Consider the following 18,746-nt stretch of genomic DNA (forward strand, 5'->3'; position numbering starts at 1 on the left):
GTTTGAAATCGTCACTGAAATTCGATTTGCTCATGGTCGCCTTCTTACCTCATTTTTAGGCAGGAAGGTGTCTACAGTTCCCGGGGCTATTCAATCAGCCGGCTTTTCGAAATCGGTTATAACATCCCGCATGCGGCCGCAGTATCCGGCCATCGCTCATGGATTTCGCTCAAGCGGTATTCCCACATCATGCAGGCGGGAGACAAATATGCGGGGTGGAAATGGTCGCCAGGCAGCCCGTCTGCCGTCACTCCAGCGCCCGAGGCCTCTTCTCTCTGACTTCACAGTTCGGTCTCCCGGCAAAAAGATGCGTCTGGCCTCCCGTATCACCTGATAGTGCAGTAAGTTGTCGATCGCGGACTTCACACGTCGAGGGGATGACATGACTATCCGAGGGAAACGGACCGGCCATCTCGCATTGTTTGCGAGTATTCTCATCATGTCGGTTCTGGTCAACGTAGCGATGGGCCAGTCAGCGCACACGGTAGATGTCCGGAATGCTGAACCTGCTGAGCTGGCAGACGACGCAGCTGCGGGCAAGACGCAAGTGGGGCCCCGGGGGCAGCCACTCAGCCTTCTGGATCGAACCGAGCAGCAGATCGTCGGCGGGAAACTGCCAGAGAGCACGCTGAAAACCCTGCGGGCATCGCTGGCACGCCAACGTGCCGCCGCCTTTGACATCATCGAAAACGGAAGCGTGATCGTGCGCTCGCTGCAGGCGGAGCTGTCCGCGCTCGGGCCTGTTCCTGACGATGGTTCGGAAGAACCGGTTGCAATTGCTGAAGAACGGCTGCGATTGAATGATGCCCTTGCAGTAGCCAGAATGCCGATCATCGATGCGCGACAGACCTACGAGCGAAGCGGAGTCCTGATCCACGAAATAGACCGGATACTGCGCGAACGCGGGTTCACTACCCTTCTGCAACGACTTCCAACGCCGCTTAATCCGCTAAACTGGCTCACCGGTACGAATGAGTTGTCTGCCCTGACGGCCTCGTCGTTGTCATCATTCCACGATGCGCTAAGTAACCGCGAAAACCCTGTTCCACTGTCGGTTCTTGGAGGCCTCGTCCTTGCTGGCCTACTTCTAACCTATCTCGTCCACCCTTTTGTCGTTCGAAGAGCTTCACAGTTTCTGGAACGCGGTCGTTCCGGCGTCCTGAAGTCTGGCACACTCCTTACGATCCATGTTCTCAGGCTGGTTCTACCACTTGTCGGCGGTTTGATCATCGCCAGCCCCTTACTGATCATAGGGGCAGAGATTGCATCATCCACGCTGATGCAACTATCTGTTCTGATCCCGATAATCATTGCATTCTCGTTCTGGATCGGTCATGTCGCCTTTTCTCCGAACTATCCGGCGGCAGCGATTGTCAGACGCAGAAGTGAGCTCGCAAGGCGTGGCCTCTGGGTTACCCATTCGCTCGGCTGGTCGATCGCTCTTATCGGCGCAATCAATCTGATGCAGCTGACAGGCGTTTTCTCGCCAACTTTGGAAAGTCTTCTCCTGTCGCTCGCTGTTGTATGGGCGTCTGCCTGCTTCTTCGGGATCGCCCAGATCATCGGCACCAACAACAGCGATGCAGCAACACCTGACGAGCTGCCAACCCATGAGCGGGCCGTAAAGGCCGGCGCTTTCGGGATCCGCCTTATTGCAACGGCTGCCGTGATCGCCTGCGCCATCGGTTATTCAGAAATCGCAAAACATGCCGTGAGTTCGCTGGCACTGACACTCGCTCTGCTCGTCATTCTGCTTGCCGTTCACCGACTGGGGACGGGGATTCCCGCGCGCATTTTGAAGCGAGATCTCTCCGCCTCGGAAAAAGGGCTGACAGCTCTCATCCCGGTGCTTCTCGCCTGTCTTCTGGCTGCTGCGGCGCTTCCACTGCTGGCGATGGTCTGGGGTGTTCGACAGACCGATCTTGGCGAGTGGTGGATGCTAATCCTGACCGGCTTTGATGTCGGCGGTATCCGCCTTTCATTGATGTCACTCATCGTCCTGACGGGTGTCTTTGTGACTGGTGTCGTTGTCACCCATTGGGTACAGATCGCGGTGCAGACAAGCGTGATGCCGCGGACCAATGCCGATGCAGGGGTCAGGGCGGCGGTCGTCACATTCGTTGGCTATCTCGGTATTTTTCTCTCAGCATTGTTTGCTGCCAGTGCCGCGGGCTTCAACCTTTCCAATCTTGCCATTGTCGCCGGGGCTCTCTCGGTCGGCATCGGCTTTGGCCTGCAGGCCATTGTCGCCAACTTCCTGTCAGGGATCATTTTGTTGATTGAACGGCCGATCAAGGAAGGCGACTGGGTCGAGGTCAGCGGCTATTCGGGGCTGGTGCAGAAAATCTCCGTGCGCTCCACCCGCTTGCAGACCTTCGATCGTCATGACGTCATCATTCCCAATTCCGATCTCATCGCCGGGACAGTGAAGAACATGACGCTCGGAACGAGACTTGGTCGCGTCATCGTTCCTGTCTCTGTTGCCTATGGAACCGATACACGCCGGGTCAAAGCGCTGCTGATGGAGATCGCTGCGGCCCATCCGCTGGTGCTGACCAGTCCCGAGCCGTTGGTTCTGTTTCGGGCCCTTGGCGAAAGCAGCCTTGATTTCGACATGCGTTTTTTCATCAATGACGTGTTTGATACGCTCGCCGTTCAATCTGACATGCTCTTTGCGATTACCGAACGCTTCTCTGAAGAGGACATAAGCATTCCGTTCCCGCAACGCGATGTGCACATCACACTTGACGAGGCCCTGCAAGATAAGCTGCGCGGCGGTCAGGCATAGTCAATCAGCGGCGCGCGCGATCGTCAGTGTAAAATCAGCGGAGCCCGTTTCCTTCGCCTGGCCAAGCAGGAATACGCGCAATTCATAGCGCCCGTCTCGATCAAGCGCGCCCTCGTAGCTGCTCTCGCCGTTCCATGTGCTGAAGATTGCTTTGGGATCTCCATAGCGAAGCAGGTTGAAGTTCGCCGATGGCGTCGATGCTTCAAAGGCGATTTTGATCTTGTCCCCCTTGGCGGCCGCAAACACATAGGACAGCACCTCACGCTTGACGACATGTCCCTTGATGACGACGGCACCATCGCTGCTGAGGTCAACCGGTTGCGGATCAAGGCCCAGTTGCTCCGGAGTGACCATCCCGGCCTGGCCGGCGGAACCGTCACTGTCGCTGCCTGTCTTGCCGCTATCGCTCTTCGGTTCTTGGTCATCATCTTTTGCGCCAACCCAATTCGCAACATGGTATTCCTTCAATGTCGAAGCTTCACTGCAGGCATTATCGAACCGCCGCGTTGGATCATTGAAAAAGGCAACGGCCATGTCGCCGACGCATTTTTGAAAAATCAGCGCACCGTGGCCTGCTTCGTGGATCAGGAATGACTGAGCATTCGTCAGCGTATTGGCTGCATCGGCAGCCCAGCTCTGTGCTGTCTGTACATCCCAGTTACTGCCGAAGGATAGAGTCGGGACGTCACTGGTGACGGGCGTATGAAAACCGCTCTCCGGCAATGGATCAAACAGACTGCAATTTGCATAGAGCTTGGCGGCTGTCGAGATGGCCGCCCGCGTCAGATCCGGATAGTGAAGGCCGTCGATCACCTCCTGATAGCCATCCGGCGAGTTATAAGGCATATCCTCCTGACAGGCATAAATGAGCAGGTCGACGCCTTTGATGAAATCACCGGTGAACGCAAAGCTCTCATCGGAGATCACGGCGAAGGTCGCGTCAATCTCCTTATCCGACATTGCCGAAATCAGCGCCTCAAGCCTTTCCAGCGTTGCGCCTTCAAAATAGGTTCCTACGAATTTACGCAGCAGTTGTTTGTCGGGCGCCTGGGTTTGCAGGCTGACATAGTCCGTTACCAAAGCGGGAGCCAGGGTTTTGTCAGCTTTGACAACGGCGACCGCCGCTTTGGTCAATTCTTCATCGAAAAGAGCCGCCAACGGGCCATTTATGGTTTCATCATGCACAGAGTTCTTCAGGTCATGGATGATGTCACGCAGCGAGCGTGCCGCCCGTTGCTGGATCACGATGTCCGACACCGCGCTGGCCGCCAGAGCTTTTTGGCTGTCGGACAGTTCGTTGGCTGCTTTGGTGACATCGACCTCGCCAACGACTGGCAGAACGAATTTGTTTTCAAACAGATATTTGACGGTCGGCATCGGACCGCCATTGTTCAGCTCGTAGTAAAAGGCCGGAAGGTAGGGGGTGATGCTGGGGGTGCGAAATGATTGGTTCCGCTTGATGATCGGAGATATGACCAAGTCAACACTAAGCTTGGTGCCGTCCACCGTAAGCGTACCCGCTGCGGCCTTGGCAAGGACCTCACCGATAACCCGATCAAGCTCCGGATAGGCCTCATTGCATTTCGGGTTTGCGGCGCAATCGCTTGCAAGGCTGATAAGCGCCTCGTCGATCGGCGTCGCAAGTGTATCATATAGCCGTATCGACGGCGAGGCGACGCCATCTATCACCGCCGCGCGCAACCCTTCCGGTGCCGTCCGCATAACTTCTTGCGTCAGCTTGGTGCCGTAGGAAATTCCGTAAAGATTGTATCGATCATAGCCAAGTGTGCCGAGAATAGCCGGAACATCGCGGGCGTTCTGAACCGTGTTGTATTTCGCGATATCAATTCCGGCGGCCTTCAGTTCGGAAAGGCACGTCGCCAATTGTTCATCTGGTTGTCCATCAGCCGCCGACGTAATATCCGGATCGTCTTTATCATCGGTGGCAAGAGCAATATCGAGAAAACTCTGATTGATGGCGTCAAAGCAAGTGACCGACTGGCTCGAAAGGCCGGCCGCCCGCTGATCCCACATGATGACATCCCGGGTCTGACGGAACGGGTCAAATACCTGCGCAACGCCTTCCAGAGATTCCAGCGTTCCGGCCCCGGGACCGCCGTGGAGGTAAACAACAGGATCGGGAGCCGGAACGCTTGAATGCGATTTCAACACCGTGAAAAACAGGTCTATGTGCTTGCCTTCAGGCAGTTCATGGTCTTCCGGAACGGAAACCAGACCGCAAATAATTGTTTTTCCCTCGATTTCCTCTACGCCAATCGGCCGAGGGCAGTCCTTGATCCGGACGGGAAGTATCGGATCGACACCTCCGCGGGCAATTGCCGGAAAATGATCAATCGGTGCAGATGGCGCAGAAAGGGCGCCAAGAAGGGCCAACATATGTGCAAAATCCAGCATTTCTCACTCCCTACTGCAGACGAATATCTCGAAAATAACTGCGATTCAGAATCAAATTTCATGTTTTCAAGGCAGAGAAAATAATTCTTACGTCTGGAATACCAACAGGAATTCTACATATAATATTCAGTATTCTATATGTGAAAAACACTGTCTACTCGATTTAATGTGATCTATGTGAGGTCGCGATTATTGAGTGGGGCTGGCGTCTGAAACGAGAAACCAGTTTCTCCTGTCCTTTCAATACATCCCTGATACCATCAGGAAAGCCAACTCGTCGGGATCTCTCTATCACCGTCCTCAAGGGACCTGTTGGAGTTTCTGGGCAGTACATTCGTTCTTTCTGAAGACCGGAATCAGGGCACAATACCGCCGCGCGCCCTCACCCACCCTTCAGCGCCCGCAGCATCTGCATGAGCCCGTCGGAGAGCCACACCCCGAACCCGGTCCCGGCCATGGCGGTGCCGAGGATGTAGCCTCGGCCGATCTGCCTGATCTTCTGATACTCGGCGACGAATTCCTCGGTTTCGCCGAGGCGCTCGGATAGCGCCCGGTTCTGTTCCAGCCGGGAAAATGCACCGGAAAACTCTAGCCAAATCTGGTCCAGTTTTCAGAGGGCAGAGCACACACTCTGTCCTTCGGTCAGCAAGAGCGATCTATTTGCGCTGTTTCCGACCTGATGTCTGAAAGAGATCATGCACATGCCGAGGCAAGACCGTGATGAAAGGCACAGCCGGGGCCTTGTCACAAACATCAAGAACCCGGGACAAAACCGGAAATCACGTGGCGTCGACCTGTCTTCAGAGGTGCTTGCCGTCATTTGGCAAATGACCGGCATTGCGGTCGAGATATCTCCCGATGCTGCAGATGGCATGCGTCCGAACGTCAGACCTGCGCGCCGGTTTCTCGACATCAAAGGCCGCGATTTCCACAACCTCCGGCACGAGAAGATCAGCTGCCTCGTTGAGATATGGAGACAGGTGATAACGATGTCGAGTAGACGAGGTGCCGATAGGTGAAAAGCGCGTTCGGACTCTATATTGTTAATATAAAGTGCCGATTTATTCAGAAAATTGTTGGCTTCCATGGACGAATATTGCACGAATTTCCTTGGGTTTCGAAGATCAATTCCGCAATATTATTGTCACGTTCTTGTCTTTTGGGGGAAACAACATTGAAAAAAGCGATCATCTCGATAGCTCTGATATTGGCCAGCTGCAGCACAAGTGCACCCGATGTTGATCAAGAGTCAAAGTCAAATCCTGCCCCAGAATTGCAGTCAGTACTGAACGCCGCCTACCAGCAATGCATAAGTGAAGTCGTAAATCGCGCATACGACCCCGACAAGCTCGGTCAGGTGGGCCTAAATCAGGTTACGCGCAAGAAGTACACCGGCCAGGTCGATATATCGAACACACAAACCGGAAACTCGAAATCCTATCAAATCAATGTCGATTTTAATGTTGGGAAAGAACCCTGGATGATACGCGGGTGCTATGTTCTGGTTCCCCATGGGGCTGCCCATGGCTATCAGTTCCTTGAAGCATTGTGGGACTACGCGAAATCAAACGGCTATAAATTGTCTTATTACAACGCGAGATATTATATTTCCAAAGGCAATGACCTTGTTCGTTTCCATTTTCAGACGTCCAGAACACTTAACACCATTCTGAGAGTCTCGATCTCTTATCCATCCGGATTTGACCCGTCGAAAAATACCGTTCTCACCAGGCTGCCAGCGCAATCCGAGCTTACACAATGAGCAGTCGTAGCGGGCGCCCCACCTTTCAGCGCCCGTAGCGTCCCTCCGAGCCCCGCCAGACAGCCAGACCCGGCCCCGGCCATCGCGCTATTGCGGAAACACGAAGTTCATCACGAAGCGCGCGCCAAAGCCGCGCGCGCCACCGGCTGGGCTTTCAGCCCAGTAGCGCAGACCAACCTGAAAATTGATCGGCTGCCCCTCGACAACCACCAGCTTGCCGACGGTCGCGTTCAGCGGAACGGCCCAGCTGTTGCTGCGCCAGTCATAGGTCGTTTCGGTATTCAGTCCGAAGGACCAGGCATTCGCCGTCGTATAGGTCACAAATGGCTGCGCGAAGGTTGCGTTCACGTCCGGACGATCGCTCCTGCCGGCAAACGACCAGATGTGATTTGCCAGAATGCCGACTGTCCATGGCCCATTGAGTTCAAGAACCGCTGCCGTTGGCCCCGCGCCCCATTTGCCAAGCCCGGTGAGGTCATCTGTCGCCGTTGGATAGAGAAAGACAGGACCAGCGCCCCAGGTAATCCCGCTGCCAGTCGGATCCCTGGGTGACAGGAAAAAGCTCTGCACCGTATCGCCGAGACCGAACTGCGTCCCCGACTGTCCGGCAATATCGCTTTGCCAGGTCACCGGCATGATCGTGCGGGTAATCAGGTTCCACTCGCTATTCAGCGAGAAAGGAATGACCGGCTGGACATTCAACGTGACCCGGTCGCCTTTGCCCGAGCCAATATTGCCATCATAGTTGAACTGCAAGGGGACGCTGATGAGATCGGCAACCGGATTGCTCAGTTGCTTGGCCAGATCCTCGTCGCTCTCTGCAAAAGCCGGAGCAGCGCCTCCCAGACTGACCACTGCTCCCAAAAACAAGATAAGCGCTTTCATGCCAGAAAACTCCTGACATCGGGCGTTCTTGAGCCAGGTTGAAAACGCCGGGTCAACCGGATCCATTGTTCCTGCCTGCTAATACAATAGATCCGCAAGTAATATAGCACGATGCATGAAGTATTCAACGGCGGCAACAGACGACCATTCGGACAAGGACATCAGCAATGACCGGCAAGGCAGGATCTGTCGGAACCTGTGGCAGTCTCGACTATTCCGCAGGCACACGAACCGGCCTCAGAATGAAGCGCGAAAACAGACGATGAACGCCGGGGATCACCACGTATACCATCAGAAGCACCATGACAGGCGTCACGATCAGCGTTCGCTGCCAGATTGTCCAACTGGCCGTCACCATCGACATGCCGTAGAGCAGCAGCGTGATCAGCGGGTAGACAGCCACTGCCAGAAGACTGGCCAGTCGCGCTTTCGAAGGCAGATGGATAATATGACGATGCGTTTCGTCGCCGTTGTTGGCCATAATGCACCCTTATGAAACGATACGTTTCGTATATATGACGCTTGTCATTTTCACGCAAGAGGGTTCTGCTATAGTGGATTGCTGAGATTCGTGGCCCCGAGAAACCGTCTGGAACAGTTGAGCAGCCAATGCCCGAAGCGAAGAAGGTCAAGAAACGCGTCTCGATTGGCGCCGCGCGCAATCCTGACAGCCAGGATGCAATTCTGAATGCTGCGGAAGAAATCCTGCTTGAAGTCGGCCTTTCCGGCTTCACCATCGAAGCCGTTGCCCGGCGCGCGCGCGCCGGAAAGCCGACCATCTATCGCTGGTGGCCCTCCAAGGCGGCGCTGCTGCTCGACGTCTATCAGCGCCAGAAGCCTGAGGATATCTTCGCCGACACTGGAAATACCGAAGATGATCTGTTTCTGTTGCTGCGCGGCCTGATGGATTTCTGGCATAATACACCGGGCGGCGCCCTGTTCCGCTCTGTTCTGGCCGCTGAGCAGAGCGATCTCCAATCACGGGCGCTGTTGCGTGAACACACGCGCAACCGGCATCAGATGAGCGCAGCGCTGTTTCATCGGGCAAAGGCGCGCGGCGAACTGGAAGACTGGGTTGATCCGCTGCTTGCGGCAGAAATTGCCGGCAGTTTCGCCTGGGGGCGGCTGTTGCGGGACGAACTGGCTATTGACGACGAAACACTGCGCCGCGTCACGCGGCAGATCATTGAGGGCCTCAGGCGAAAGAAACCGGCTTAGCGCTCGATCCGACCGGAGCGAAACAAGGTTCGGCAGGATTATATTCACAGACAAAATGAAAATCGCGCTGCTCTTGGCTCACCAGGTCGAATCGCGCCACAGAGCGTACCGCGACAAACTGGTTCGCGCCTCTTCGACAAGCCGGCGCGACAAAAAATACAATCCGGAGCATAAGGCAATGCCGACCAGTTGCTTTATGCTCGCAGCAACGCGAAACATGAAGAATGCGATTGGGGGACATTCGTGGAGCCGAAGCAACATGAAAACGGACAGGCCGGTCTGACGGCGCTTTCGCTGTCTGCGCTTGGCATCGTCTACGGCGATATCGGTACGAGCCCGCTTTATGCCTTCCGCCAGGCGCTCGGGGAAACGACCATCGATCAGACAGCCGTTCTCGGCGTGCTGTCGATGATTGTCTGGGCGCTTGTGATTGTTGTATCCCTCAAATATCTGCTGCTCGTCATGCGCGCCGACAATAATGGCGAGGGCGGCATACTGGCGCTTCTCGCCTTGCTGCAGCCCTGGCGCGGCAAACAGACGGCGCCCAAGACATGGCTCATTATCGTCGGCCTTTTTGGCGCTGCCCTGCTCTATGGCGACGGCATGATCACGCCGGCCGTTTCCGTTCTCAGCGCCGTCGAAGGCATCCATACGATCGAACCGGCCATCGCCAGTTACATCGTTCCGATCACTGTTGTCATCCTGCTGATCCTGTTTGCCGTTCAGTCGCGCGGAACAGCGAGTGTCGCAAGGCTGTTCGGCCCGGTCATGCTGATCTGGTTTTTCGTCATCGCGCTTCTCGGCATTGTCCAGATCGTCGCGCATCCGGTGGTATTGCAGGCGCTCAGTCCGAGCCATGCGCTGTCCTTCGTCTTTGCCCGGCCGGCAACGGCTGCCATTGTTGCCGGCGCCGTTTTCCTGGCGGTAACCGGTTGCGAGGCGCTCTATGCCGACATGGGACATTTCGGCAGAGCACCGATCCGGCTGGCCTGGTTTGCCTGCGTGTTTCCGTGCCTCATTCTCAACTATTTCGGTCAGGGCGCGCTGGTGCTTTCCGATGCCAGCCATGCGAGCCAGCCATTCTATGGCCTGGCACCATCCTGGGCCCGCATTCCGCTGGTATTTCTGGCAACGGCCGCCACCGTCATTGCCTCGCAGGCGGTCATATCCGGGGCCTTCTCGCTGACCCGGCAGGCGGTGCAGCTGGGGCAATTCCCCCGTGTCGAGATCCGCCAGACCTCGGCGGAGGAAACCGGCCAGATCTACGTGCCGGCAATCAACCTGTTTCTGGCGATCTCCACGGTCATTCTGGTGTTTGCGTTCCGAAGCTCCGAACATCTTGCAGCGGCCTATGGCATTGCCGTCAGCACCACCATGGTGATCACCACCTATCTCCTGTTCTTCGTCATGGTTCACAAATGGCGCTGGTCGCTCTGGATCGTCGTGCCGATAACCGTCAGCCTTGCGGCGATCGACCTGACATTCCTGATCGCCAACAGCCTCAAGATCCGCGATGGCGGCTGGTTTCCGCTTGTCGTCGGCGCGCTGATTTTCATCGTCATGCGCACCTGGAATACCGGTCGCAGAAGACTGCTTTCCTATCTCAGCCAGAACGGTAAGGATCTCGACGAATTCCTTAATGATATTAAGAAAAATGATGCCCCGCGGGTGCATGGCCTTGCCGTATATCTCACCGCCTCGCCACCCCGCGTGCCGCCGGCGCTGATGCAGCAATATCGCCATATTCCGGTATTGCATGAGCGGGTGATCCTGCTGACGGTCGTGATCGAGGAAGTGCCGCGGGTGAGTGCGCATCGCCGCCTCGAAGTCGAGGACCTGGGGCAGAATTTCACGCGCCTGCGCCTGCATTACGGGTTCATGCAATCACCCAATATTCCCGTCGCCCTGAGGCTGCTCAACGAGATCGATGCGACACTCGATCTCGACCATGTGACTTTTTTCCTAGGACGCGAAAGTATCATCCCCTCGGCGGAGGAAGGGCTGCTGCTGCGCTGGCAGGAAAGGCTGTTCCGCGTTCTCTCCCGCAATGCGCTCGGTGCCACGGCCTTCTACAATCTGCCGCCGGAACGCGTGGTCGAGCTTGGAATGCAGGTTGAACTGTAAGTTCGGCGCAAATGCGGGATTGCCCGCAGGCCAAAGGCTTGCGGCGCTCTTGATCACCTCGCCGTCTCACCTATCTACAAAGGCTGCGATTACAGGATTGACCCGAGTTCATCATGGCTGTTTACGTTGATGATATGCAGGCTCCGTTCCGGGGCATGCGAATGTGCCACATGCTGGCCGACACCTCCGAGGAACTGCACGCCATGGCCGATATGATCGGCATTGAACGGCGATGGGTACAATATCCCGGCACAGCCAAGGAACATTATGACGTCCCCCTGCCCCGTCGCCAGCTTGCCGTCGCCGCCGGCGCCGTCGAAGTCACCTGGCGCTTCATGGGGGAGCTTGTCCGCGAGCGCCGCAGCGCCGCCATGCTTGAGAAATGCGGCTGAACAAGGCGGAAGCCTCAATTTCGCCGCTCTATTCCTGAAAACCACAGCAAAGAGATGCGTCTCGAGGATGCACCCTATTACATGTCAAAGCGAATGGCAGATTGAGGCGGTTCCATGCAGGCGATGCTGATCATGATGACGATTTTCGGCTGCGACGACAGTCTGACCCAGTGCGAATACATCGACACGGCCGCCACACATTATGACACGATCGCCCATTGTGATTCGGCGCTCGAAACCACGCTTGCTCGCTATGAAAAGGCGAACTACCCGACCATCATCGCCGTCTGCCAGGACCCCGACAAGCCACCGCAAATGCTTGCCGGCAACATGCCTGAGCAAGCTCCGGCCGAAGCGCCTGCGACCGCAGACAATAACGACCAGCCGTCGCCTGGCTCGATCGCAATGCTGCGGAACTTCGCCGGCGGACTGCTGAATTCGATTCGCGCGTCCCTGCCATCCAATGAAACCATCAGCGCGGCGCTGGTGAAACCGGTGCACATTGTCACCAACAGCTATTCCTGGGTTCTTCGCAAGACGACAGGCCATACGGTGGACGTAAGTCATTAATTACCATACGCAATCGTCAATACAATTGATTGAATGACTCTGGCATAGTTGCAACCCCCTCTAGAATTTGCCTGATATTACAGATTGATTGAACCACCCAAAGTTGGTTGAAGCTGCGTTAACCACGGCTATCCTCTGCGCTGGTTATCGCGCGACGAGACACTCCCGTCTCAAGCCCGCAATCCTTTCGGATGTGAGCGCCCTGCGGCCAGATCAACCGCTGCCGGAGAGGAACAGATATCGTGAATGCTCAAGGGGATTTGGGGCAATTGTCGCGCTGGCTTCGCGGCCTCTCCCTGCGCGCATGGCTGGCCTTGGGCTTCATGCTTGCGCTCATGCCTCTGTTTGCAATCACGATCTATGGCTATGTTTCCTATGATCGCACGATAGCGACACCGTTTCGCGATGTCCTGCACAACCAGCACCGCATTCTCGTCGCCCTGGAACGCATGCAGGACGAGTTGTGGAACCTGAATGTCGCCGTGACCGATTTTTCTGAAAGCGGCGCCGAGGACTATCGCTCATCCTTTGAATCCAGCGAACGCGAGGTGGCGGTGCAGCTCGCAGAGATGGAATCAGCAACGTCTGAATATTCGTCCTTTGCACCGATCATGCAGAGCGTCGAGCAGCAATGGGGCGAGCTTCTCAGTGCCGCTGGCAAGGTTCAGGCCGGCGAGCCCGCCCGCGCTGCGCCGGAACTGCAGCGTTTCGAAGCCGTGATCGCCGAATCGGCAAAGCGGATCGGCACCATTGCCGAAACCATGCGCCTGCAAAGTGAGCAAAGCCACGAACGCGCCCTCAAGGCGATGCGGCAGATGGAGGTCTTCGCCGGTGTCGCCATTGCACTTGCCCTGATCTTTGCCATCGCCGGCATCTATGTCATCGATCGCGCCCTGATCGCCAGCACCGACAAGCTGGTCGAAGGCGCCATGCGCATGGCCAAAGGCGAACGCAAGGGCGATATCGACGTCCGCGTACCGCCGGAACTCGCCTCCGTTGCCAATGCCTTCAATTCAATGACGCTGCAGATCAAGCGCAACGAGGAGGCTCTTGCCACCGCAGCACACACGGACGGCTTGACCGGCCTGCGCAACCGGCTGGATTTTGACGAAGTGCTTGCAGACTATCTGTCGCTTGCGCAGGAAGGCGGCAAGCATTTCGCGCTGCTGATGATCGATGTCGACCATTTCAAGCTTTTCAACGACAGCTATGGCCATCTCGGCGGCGATGAAGCGCTGCGCCAGATCGCCGCACATGTGGCCGGCGCCGTGCGTGAAACTGACCGGGTTTATCGCTATGGCGGCGAGGAATTTGCCGTGATCCTGCCTGATACGCGCGTCGACGGAGCGCTGATGCTTGGCGAGCGCGTCCGTGCTGCCGTCGAGAACCATGGTGTCATTCTGCCGAATGGCGATCACAAGCCGGCAACCGTCAGCGTCGGGGTCTCCTTCTACGGTCCGGCGAAAAGCCATCCCGAAATTGTCGCCTCAGCAGACGAGGCGCTTTATGCGGCCAAGCATGCCGGTCGCAATCTCGTCCGCCTGAAATCATAATCGCCCGCGCACAACTGCTCATTCGGCATATCTGCCCTGTTGCCACTTTTTGCTGTCTATCATTTTTTGCAGCGCGACGGCATGCTCTATGGCAAAGTCATTGAATGCCTTTGAAAGCCGGACCTATCCATGCTGATCCACGTTGGAGATGATCGAACCGTCGCTATCGACATGCGCCTCGCTGTCAGCCTGGCAGCCGTGGCCGGTGCCATCAACGCCGCTGGCTTTCGCTCGCTTGGCTATTTCTCGGCCAACATGACCGGCAATGTCTCAGTGCTGTCAGACGAACTCGCTCAGGGACTTCCACGCCTTGCCTTCTGGCTGCTCTGCCTGGTCGGCTTCTATATCTTCGGCGCCTTCACCTCGGCGATCCTGATCGAATATGGCCGGCAGAAACAGATCCGCGGCATCTACGCCTATAGCATCCTGCTCGAAGCCGGCCTGCTCGCATTTCTGGCCGCGATCGAACTGATATTTCCGCATCCGGTGACCGGATCGATCATGGTTCTGAGCCTCAGCTTCATCATGGGTCTGCAGAACGCTGCAACGACCCGCATTTCCGGCGCCCGCGTCAGAACAACGCATGTCTCCGGCACTGCAACCGATATCGGCATCGAACTCGCCGTGCTGCTTGCCGGTGCCAGGGATAATGATCGCCGCAGTGTGGTGTTTTCCCGCTTCAAGCTGCATGCGGCGACCATTATCGCCTTTCTCCTCGGCGGCATTGCCGGCGCCTTTGCCTATGGCATTGCCGGGGCCTGGGTCTTTCTTGCCGTCGCTGCGATACTGTTCATGATTGCTGCGCCGGAAGCCCGTCGCTCCTATGTCTTCGGCCGCCAGATGAATCTCGATTCACATACCAACAACAGCTGAGCGTAATTCCGGACCTCCAGACGCGTAAGCAAAGCGCGCTGACATCACGATCGATCCCGGCTGCGCCGGGCGGTGATCCAGCTGACAGAGACGCTGCTCCGCCGCCTGAATGGGCCGTGTCCCGGCTATGCTTCTGCCGAAATGCCCGCTCCTCCCGTGACAGCGCCAACGTGACATGCACACCCGACATGATGGCTCATCTTGACTTAAGTCAATGAAGCGCAGGGCTGATGGGATCAAATAAGCCATATCGGCCGATTCAACGTCGGGAGGGATAAGATGGAGGCCGTCACCATCAAAACTGCAGAAAAGGAGGCGGCTTTGGTCCAGCCAATGGTTGAAAATGCGTCGCTGGCTGACGAGCTGCAGTCCACTCATGGCTCGATCGAGAGCCTCTGTGATGCACTGGAAGCTGTTGCGGATTCATTGCCCGCCAGTATCGACCGCAGGTCCTGTGACCTGCTGTCCCAAAACCTCGTGCCAACCCTGAGACGGGCGCATGAGCGCGAAGAAAACAATGTCTATCCTCAGTTGCGGCGCAAGGCCAACGGTCGAGAGAAAGTTCTGGAGACGCTCAACCGCCTTGAATACGAACATTTCGAAGACCTCTGTTTCGCAGAAGAAGTCACCGATGTGTTGCGCAAATTGTCGGTCGGAACGTCGGTCAACGTCGAAGCTGTCGGCTATATGCTGCGGGGCCTGTTCGGTGCTCTTCGCCGGCACATGGTCTTTGAGGAAGACTATATAGCGGCCATGGAGCGACCGCTTTCATAAAGAAAAGCACCCGGGCGACCACAGGATCGTCCGGGTGTCACACCATCTTGCAACGTCCCTGAAGCCTATTGCTTCATCTGTCGTTTCCGATCCCAGCGATCATGATACCAGAGCCACTGCTCGGGATATTCGCGCACCCAGCGCTCAACCGTGTCATTGAGCAATTGCGATGTGGCCGTCACGTCGATCACGCCGCTGTCGTTGCGCGGCAGGGTGATCTCCGGCTCCAGAACCAGGCGGAAGCGATTATCGGCAAGGCGAATGCAGCGCGCCGGATAGATCGGGCAATCATACTGACGCGCAAGCTTGGCGAGCAGCGGATTGGTGCGCACCTCCTGGCCGAAGAAATATGTCGGCGTCCCCTTGCGGAACTTCTGGTCGACCAGCACACCAACCCCCTTGCCAGCATCGAGCGCACTGGCCAGTGCAAAGGATGACCCGGCATGCGAGGGCACGAGCTCGCCCATGCGTTTGCGACGGAAGCGGAACACCTTCTCACCGATATAGGGATTGTTCGGTGGCCGAAACAGCACCGAGACCTGGAGTCCGAAAGCGGCAGAGCCGACCGGCAGCAATTCGAAATTGCCGGTATGGGCCGTAAACACGATGAATGGCTTCCGGCGTTCGAGCAGTGTCTTGAAAAGATCTACGCCTTCGACCTCGATCCGGCCATTGTCGGGATGTTCGGGATCGTAATCAAAGATCTCATCAAGGAACACATATTCGGCAGCCAGCCGGCCGATATGCCCCCAGCTGGCGATGGCAATCCTTTCAATCTCGTCGTCACTCTTTTCGGGAAAGGCCTGTCTGAGATTGGTGAGGATCAGCTTGTGACGGCTGAATTTCGGTCCGAACCAGCGCATGAAGCGGTCAGCGAAGCGGATGGACGCATCGGCCGGGAACATCTTGAACGTTGTCAGCACGAGAAACACGAACTGCGCCGGCAGCCATTGCCGGGCCTGCCGCGCCTTCATTACCAGACGGGTTAGCAGTGCCTTCACAGCGTAGGATCCACCTTCAGCAGGATCTTGCCGAAGACCTGTCGCGATTCCATCCGCTCCAGCGCCTGGTCGATACCATCAAACGCGACGATCGTGTCGATAACCGGATGAACAATGCCGCGCGCCATCTTTTCCATGGCGTCGGCCATGTTTTCCATGCGGCAGCCGAAGGATCCGAAGAATTTCAGCTGCTGCTGGAACAGCATCATCAGATTGACACTGGTGGAAACACCGGAGGTCGAACCGCAGGTCACCAGACGGCCGCCCCGCTTCATCGACAGCATCGAGCCCGCCCATGTATCAACGCCGACATGCTCGAAGACGACATCAACGCCCTTCTTCTTGGTCAGCTTGCGAACCACGCCCTCAAACCGGTCCTCGCGATAATTGATCACGTGGTCCGCGCCGAGCGCCTTGGCCTTTTCCATCTTGTCTTCCGAGCCGACCGTGGTGATCACCGTGCAGCCCATCTTCTTGGCCAGCTGGATTGCCGCCGAGCCGATGCCCGAGCCACCGGCATGAACCAGAATGGTCTCGCCCGGCTGGAGCTTGGCATTGTCAAACAACATGTGCTCAACTGTGCCAAAGGTAACCGGAGCAAGGGCAGCGCCGATCGCATCAACGCCGGGCGGAGCAACGACCAGCTGCCGGGCCGGTACATTGATCAGATCCTGCGCGAAACCGTCAATATGGAAACCGTGAACACCCGACACATGTTCGCACAGATTGTCACGCCCCTCGCGGCAGGCCTTGCAGTGGCCGCAAACGCGTGCGCCGTAAATCGAGACAAGATCGCCGGGGAGGACATTGGCGACGCCCGGGCCAATGGCCTCGACAATCCCCGATGCTTCGGCCCCCACGGTCATCGGCAGCTTCCGCTTGGCAAAGGCCATGCCGCGCCAGCCCCAGACATCGATATGGTTGAGGGCGACGGCCTGAATTCTCAGCGTCACCTCTCCGGCTGCAGGTGCATCCGGCTCCGCCACGTCGCGGATATCGATTGTCTTGTCGTCAATGAGCTGCAAAGCGCGCATATCATATTCCTCAGGCCAGAAGCCGTTGATCTCAGGTTTACAGCCTTATTGGTCGAACAGGCTCGAAGGTCAAGACGGTTCGCGTGTCATCACGACGCAGGCATTCTGCCCGCCGAAGCCGAATGAGCTCGAAAGAACCGAGGAAACCTGGCACGCCCGCTTCACATTCGGGATCACATCGAGATCAATCGCCGGATCAGGGTTTACATGGTTGATGGTGGGCGGCAGCACACCGGTCAGCATCGACTGAAGCGAGAATACCGCTTCAACCGCACCCGCTGCGGTCAGCGTATGGCCGATCATCGACTTGTTGGACGACAGCGGAATCGACTTCAGCCTCTCGCCGAAGACAGCGCTGAGCGCACCATATTCCATCTTGTCATTTTCCGGAGTCGAGGTGCCATGCGCATTGATGTAGCCGATCTCGTCAATGCCAAGCCCGGCATCGGCCAGGGCAGCACGGATCGTGGCGATCGCCGGTCCGCCATCCGGCGAAGACCGTGTGCGGTGAAAATGGTCCGCCTTTTCGCCGCACCCCTTGATCAGGCCGAGAACCTTGGCGCCGCGGGCAATGGCCGATTCCAGCGATTCGAGCACCAGCGTTGCCGCACCTTCGGCGATCACAAAGCCATCACGATCCTTGCTGAAAGGCTTGGACGCCTTTTCTGGTGGATCATTCTGGGTTGAAAGAGCAGACAGAAGCGAAAAGCGTACCAGCGCCTCGGCACTGACCGAACCATCCGTGGCAACCGTAAGCGCCCTGTCTGTCCGCCCCTGACGGATCGCCTCGACACCGAGCTGGATCGCCGTTGCGCCGGATGCGCAGGCCGTCGATGTGGTGACCGGCAGTCCGCGCGTGCCAAATTTGTCGGCAAGACGCTCCGAAATCGAACCGAACATCACCGCCTCATGGAAGGAGGGATCAGGCTGCGCGCGCATGGCTGTCAGAAAGCGCGCGTAGATATCCTCATCGCCCTCGGCTGCGCCTGCCCGGTCGGCCAGATCGAAACGCATCGACCATTCGGGTTCAACCGGCGGCGCGGCCAGAAACAGCGGCGCATCGAAATCGCCGGAAAGCCCGGCCTGCGCCAGCGCCTCTTCGACCGTCGCCTCGGCGAAAGCATAGGAACGGGCAACCGAATTCGGCTCGGAGGGAATGAAATCCACCGTACCGGCAATCCGTGTCGAAAGCTGATCGACCGGAAAGCGCGTCACGGTGTGAATGCCGGAAACGCCGCCCGTCAGCTTTGCCCAGTTATCGGCAAGCCCGCGTCCGAGCGAAGTGACAACGCCCATGCCCGTCACGGCAACAAGCGGGCGTCCGAGGTGATCCGTATAGGTCTTGCTCATCATCAGC

Annotated in this window: 15 protein-coding genes and 1 pseudogene; 10 read left to right on the plus strand and 6 right to left on the minus strand. The window is 57.2% G+C overall.

Annotation, left to right across the window (positions count from 1 at the left end; translation table 11 throughout):
* Nucleotides 1–93: 93 nt before the first annotated feature.
* A pseudogene (locus tag HCK86_RS24050) lies at nucleotides 94–279 on the plus strand (hypothetical protein); the annotation flags it as partial.
* 160 nt (nucleotides 280–439) lie between these two features.
* On the plus strand, nucleotides 440–2,788 hold the full coding sequence (locus tag HCK86_RS07605) for a DUF3772 domain-containing protein (protein WP_176083879.1): 2,349 nt from the start codon (nucleotides 440–442) through the stop codon (nucleotides 2,786–2,788).
* Here the strand turns inward: HCK86_RS07605 and HCK86_RS07610 are convergent, their stop codons facing one another.
* Complete coding sequence (locus HCK86_RS07610) at nucleotides 2,789–5,203, minus strand: alpha/beta fold hydrolase (RefSeq protein WP_176083880.1); 2,415 nt, start codon at nucleotides 5,201–5,203, stop codon at nucleotides 2,789–2,791.
* 1,174 nt (nucleotides 5,204–6,377) lie between these two features.
* On the opposite strand from HCK86_RS07610, the gene HCK86_RS07615 reads away from it, so the two are divergent.
* Entirely contained in the window at nucleotides 6,378–6,965 is a 588-nt protein-coding gene (locus HCK86_RS07615) for a hypothetical protein (protein ID WP_176083881.1), read from the plus strand.
* Nucleotides 6,966–7,052: 87 nt separating this feature from the next.
* Here the strand turns inward: HCK86_RS07615 and HCK86_RS07620 are convergent, their stop codons facing one another.
* The gene (locus tag HCK86_RS07620; protein WP_176083882.1) at nucleotides 7,053–7,850 is read right to left on the minus strand and encodes a transporter; all 798 of its coding nucleotides are present in this window, start codon (nucleotides 7,848–7,850) and stop codon (nucleotides 7,053–7,055) included.
* A gap of 211 nt (nucleotides 7,851–8,061) precedes the next feature.
* Nucleotides 8,062–8,331 carry a hypothetical protein gene (locus tag HCK86_RS07625; protein ID WP_176083883.1) on the minus strand — a complete coding sequence of 90 codons (270 nt, stop codon included), beginning with the start codon at nucleotides 8,329–8,331 and terminating at the stop codon, nucleotides 8,062–8,064.
* Nucleotides 8,332–8,459: 128 nt separating this feature from the next.
* Between HCK86_RS07625 and HCK86_RS07630 the strand changes: the two genes are divergently transcribed.
* The 7 genes from HCK86_RS07630 to HCK86_RS07660 all read left to right on the plus strand — a co-directional run bounded on the left by HCK86_RS07630 (nucleotide 8,460) and on the right by HCK86_RS07660 (nucleotide 15,354).
* Nucleotides 8,460–9,068: a TetR/AcrR family transcriptional regulator gene (locus HCK86_RS07630; RefSeq protein ID WP_176083884.1), complete on the plus strand. Its 609-nt coding sequence runs from the start codon at nucleotides 8,460–8,462 to the stop codon at nucleotides 9,066–9,068.
* Nucleotides 9,069–9,311: 243 nt separating this feature from the next.
* The gene (locus HCK86_RS07635; protein WP_348641049.1) at nucleotides 9,312–11,192 is read left to right on the plus strand and encodes a potassium transporter Kup; all 1,881 of its coding nucleotides are present in this window, start codon (nucleotides 9,312–9,314) and stop codon (nucleotides 11,190–11,192) included.
* 113 nt (nucleotides 11,193–11,305) lie between these two features.
* Nucleotides 11,306–11,584: a DUF4031 domain-containing protein gene (locus tag HCK86_RS07640; protein ID WP_176083885.1), complete on the plus strand. Its 279-nt coding sequence runs from the start codon at nucleotides 11,306–11,308 to the stop codon at nucleotides 11,582–11,584.
* A gap of 114 nt (nucleotides 11,585–11,698) precedes the next feature.
* Nucleotides 11,699–12,154 (plus strand): hypothetical protein, encoded by a 456-nt coding sequence (locus tag HCK86_RS07645; protein ID WP_176083886.1) that lies wholly within the window; start codon nucleotides 11,699–11,701, stop codon nucleotides 12,152–12,154.
* A 269-nt stretch (nucleotides 12,155–12,423) separates the two neighbouring features.
* The gene (locus HCK86_RS07650) at nucleotides 12,424–13,707 is read left to right on the plus strand and encodes a diguanylate cyclase (RefSeq protein WP_176083887.1); all 1,284 of its coding nucleotides are present in this window, start codon (nucleotides 12,424–12,426) and stop codon (nucleotides 13,705–13,707) included.
* A 129-nt stretch (nucleotides 13,708–13,836) separates the two neighbouring features.
* Nucleotides 13,837–14,580 (plus strand): YoaK family protein, encoded by a 744-nt coding sequence (locus HCK86_RS07655; RefSeq protein WP_176083888.1) that lies wholly within the window; start codon nucleotides 13,837–13,839, stop codon nucleotides 14,578–14,580.
* Nucleotides 14,581–14,859: 279 nt separating this feature from the next.
* Nucleotides 14,860–15,354, plus strand: coding sequence for a hemerythrin domain-containing protein (locus tag HCK86_RS07660; protein ID WP_176083889.1), 495 nt, complete (start codon nucleotides 14,860–14,862; stop codon nucleotides 15,352–15,354).
* Nucleotides 15,355–15,419: 65 nt separating this feature from the next.
* On the opposite strand, the gene HCK86_RS07665 is transcribed toward HCK86_RS07660, so the two are convergent.
* The 3 genes from HCK86_RS07665 to HCK86_RS07675 form a co-directional block, all read right to left on the minus strand.
* Nucleotides 15,420–16,328, minus strand: coding sequence for a lipid A biosynthesis lauroyl acyltransferase (locus HCK86_RS07665; RefSeq protein ID WP_210259854.1), 909 nt, complete (start codon nucleotides 16,326–16,328; stop codon nucleotides 15,420–15,422).
* A 23-nt stretch (nucleotides 16,329–16,351) separates the two neighbouring features.
* Nucleotides 16,352–17,389, minus strand: coding sequence for a zinc-binding dehydrogenase (locus tag HCK86_RS07670; protein ID WP_176083891.1), 1,038 nt, complete (start codon nucleotides 17,387–17,389; stop codon nucleotides 16,352–16,354).
* Between the two features lie 69 nt (nucleotides 17,390–17,458).
* Nucleotides 17,459–18,742, minus strand: a complete 1,284-nt coding sequence (locus HCK86_RS07675) for a beta-ketoacyl-ACP synthase (RefSeq protein WP_176083892.1) — start codon at nucleotides 18,740–18,742, stop codon at nucleotides 17,459–17,461.
* Nucleotides 18,743–18,746 lie beyond the last annotated feature (4 nt).

The organism is Martelella sp. HB161492, from assembly GCF_013184775.1.
GTDB lineage: Bacteria > Pseudomonadota > Alphaproteobacteria > Rhizobiales > Rhizobiaceae > Martelella.

Bases quoted from the DNA above. Each gene is read 5' to 3' on its own strand.
- HCK86_RS07645 (WP_176083886.1), top strand. From the start codon at position 11,699: ATGCAGGCGATGCTGATCATGATGACGATTTTCGGCTGCGACGACAGT.
- HCK86_RS07655 (WP_176083888.1), top strand. From the start codon at position 13,837: ATGCTGATCCACGTTGGAGATGATCGAACCGTCGCTATCGACATGCGC.
- HCK86_RS07640 (WP_176083885.1), top strand. From the start codon at position 11,306: ATGGCTGTTTACGTTGATGATATGCAGGCTCCGTTCCGGGGCATGCGA.
- HCK86_RS07625 (WP_176083883.1), bottom strand. From the start codon at position 8,331: ATGGCCAACAACGGCGACGAAACGCATCGTCATATTATCCATCTGCCT.
- HCK86_RS07660 (WP_176083889.1), top strand. From the start codon at position 14,860: ATGGAGGCCGTCACCATCAAAACTGCAGAAAAGGAGGCGGCTTTGGTC.
- HCK86_RS07620 (WP_176083882.1), bottom strand. From the start codon at position 7,850: ATGAAAGCGCTTATCTTGTTTTTGGGAGCAGTGGTCAGTCTGGGAGGC.
- HCK86_RS07675 (WP_176083892.1), bottom strand. From the start codon at position 18,742: ATGATGAGCAAGACCTATACGGATCACCTCGGACGCCCGCTTGTTGCC.
- HCK86_RS07610 (WP_176083880.1), bottom strand. From the start codon at position 5,203: ATGCTGGATTTTGCACATATGTTGGCCCTTCTTGGCGCCCTTTCTGCG.
- HCK86_RS07665 (WP_210259854.1), bottom strand. From the start codon at position 16,328: ATGAAGGCGCGGCAGGCCCGGCAATGGCTGCCGGCGCAGTTCGTGTTT.
- HCK86_RS07605 (WP_176083879.1), top strand. From the start codon at position 440: ATGTCGGTTCTGGTCAACGTAGCGATGGGCCAGTCAGCGCACACGGTA.
- HCK86_RS07630 (WP_176083884.1), top strand. From the start codon at position 8,460: ATGCCCGAAGCGAAGAAGGTCAAGAAACGCGTCTCGATTGGCGCCGCG.
- HCK86_RS07670 (WP_176083891.1), bottom strand. From the start codon at position 17,389: ATGCGCGCTTTGCAGCTCATTGACGACAAGACAATCGATATCCGCGAC.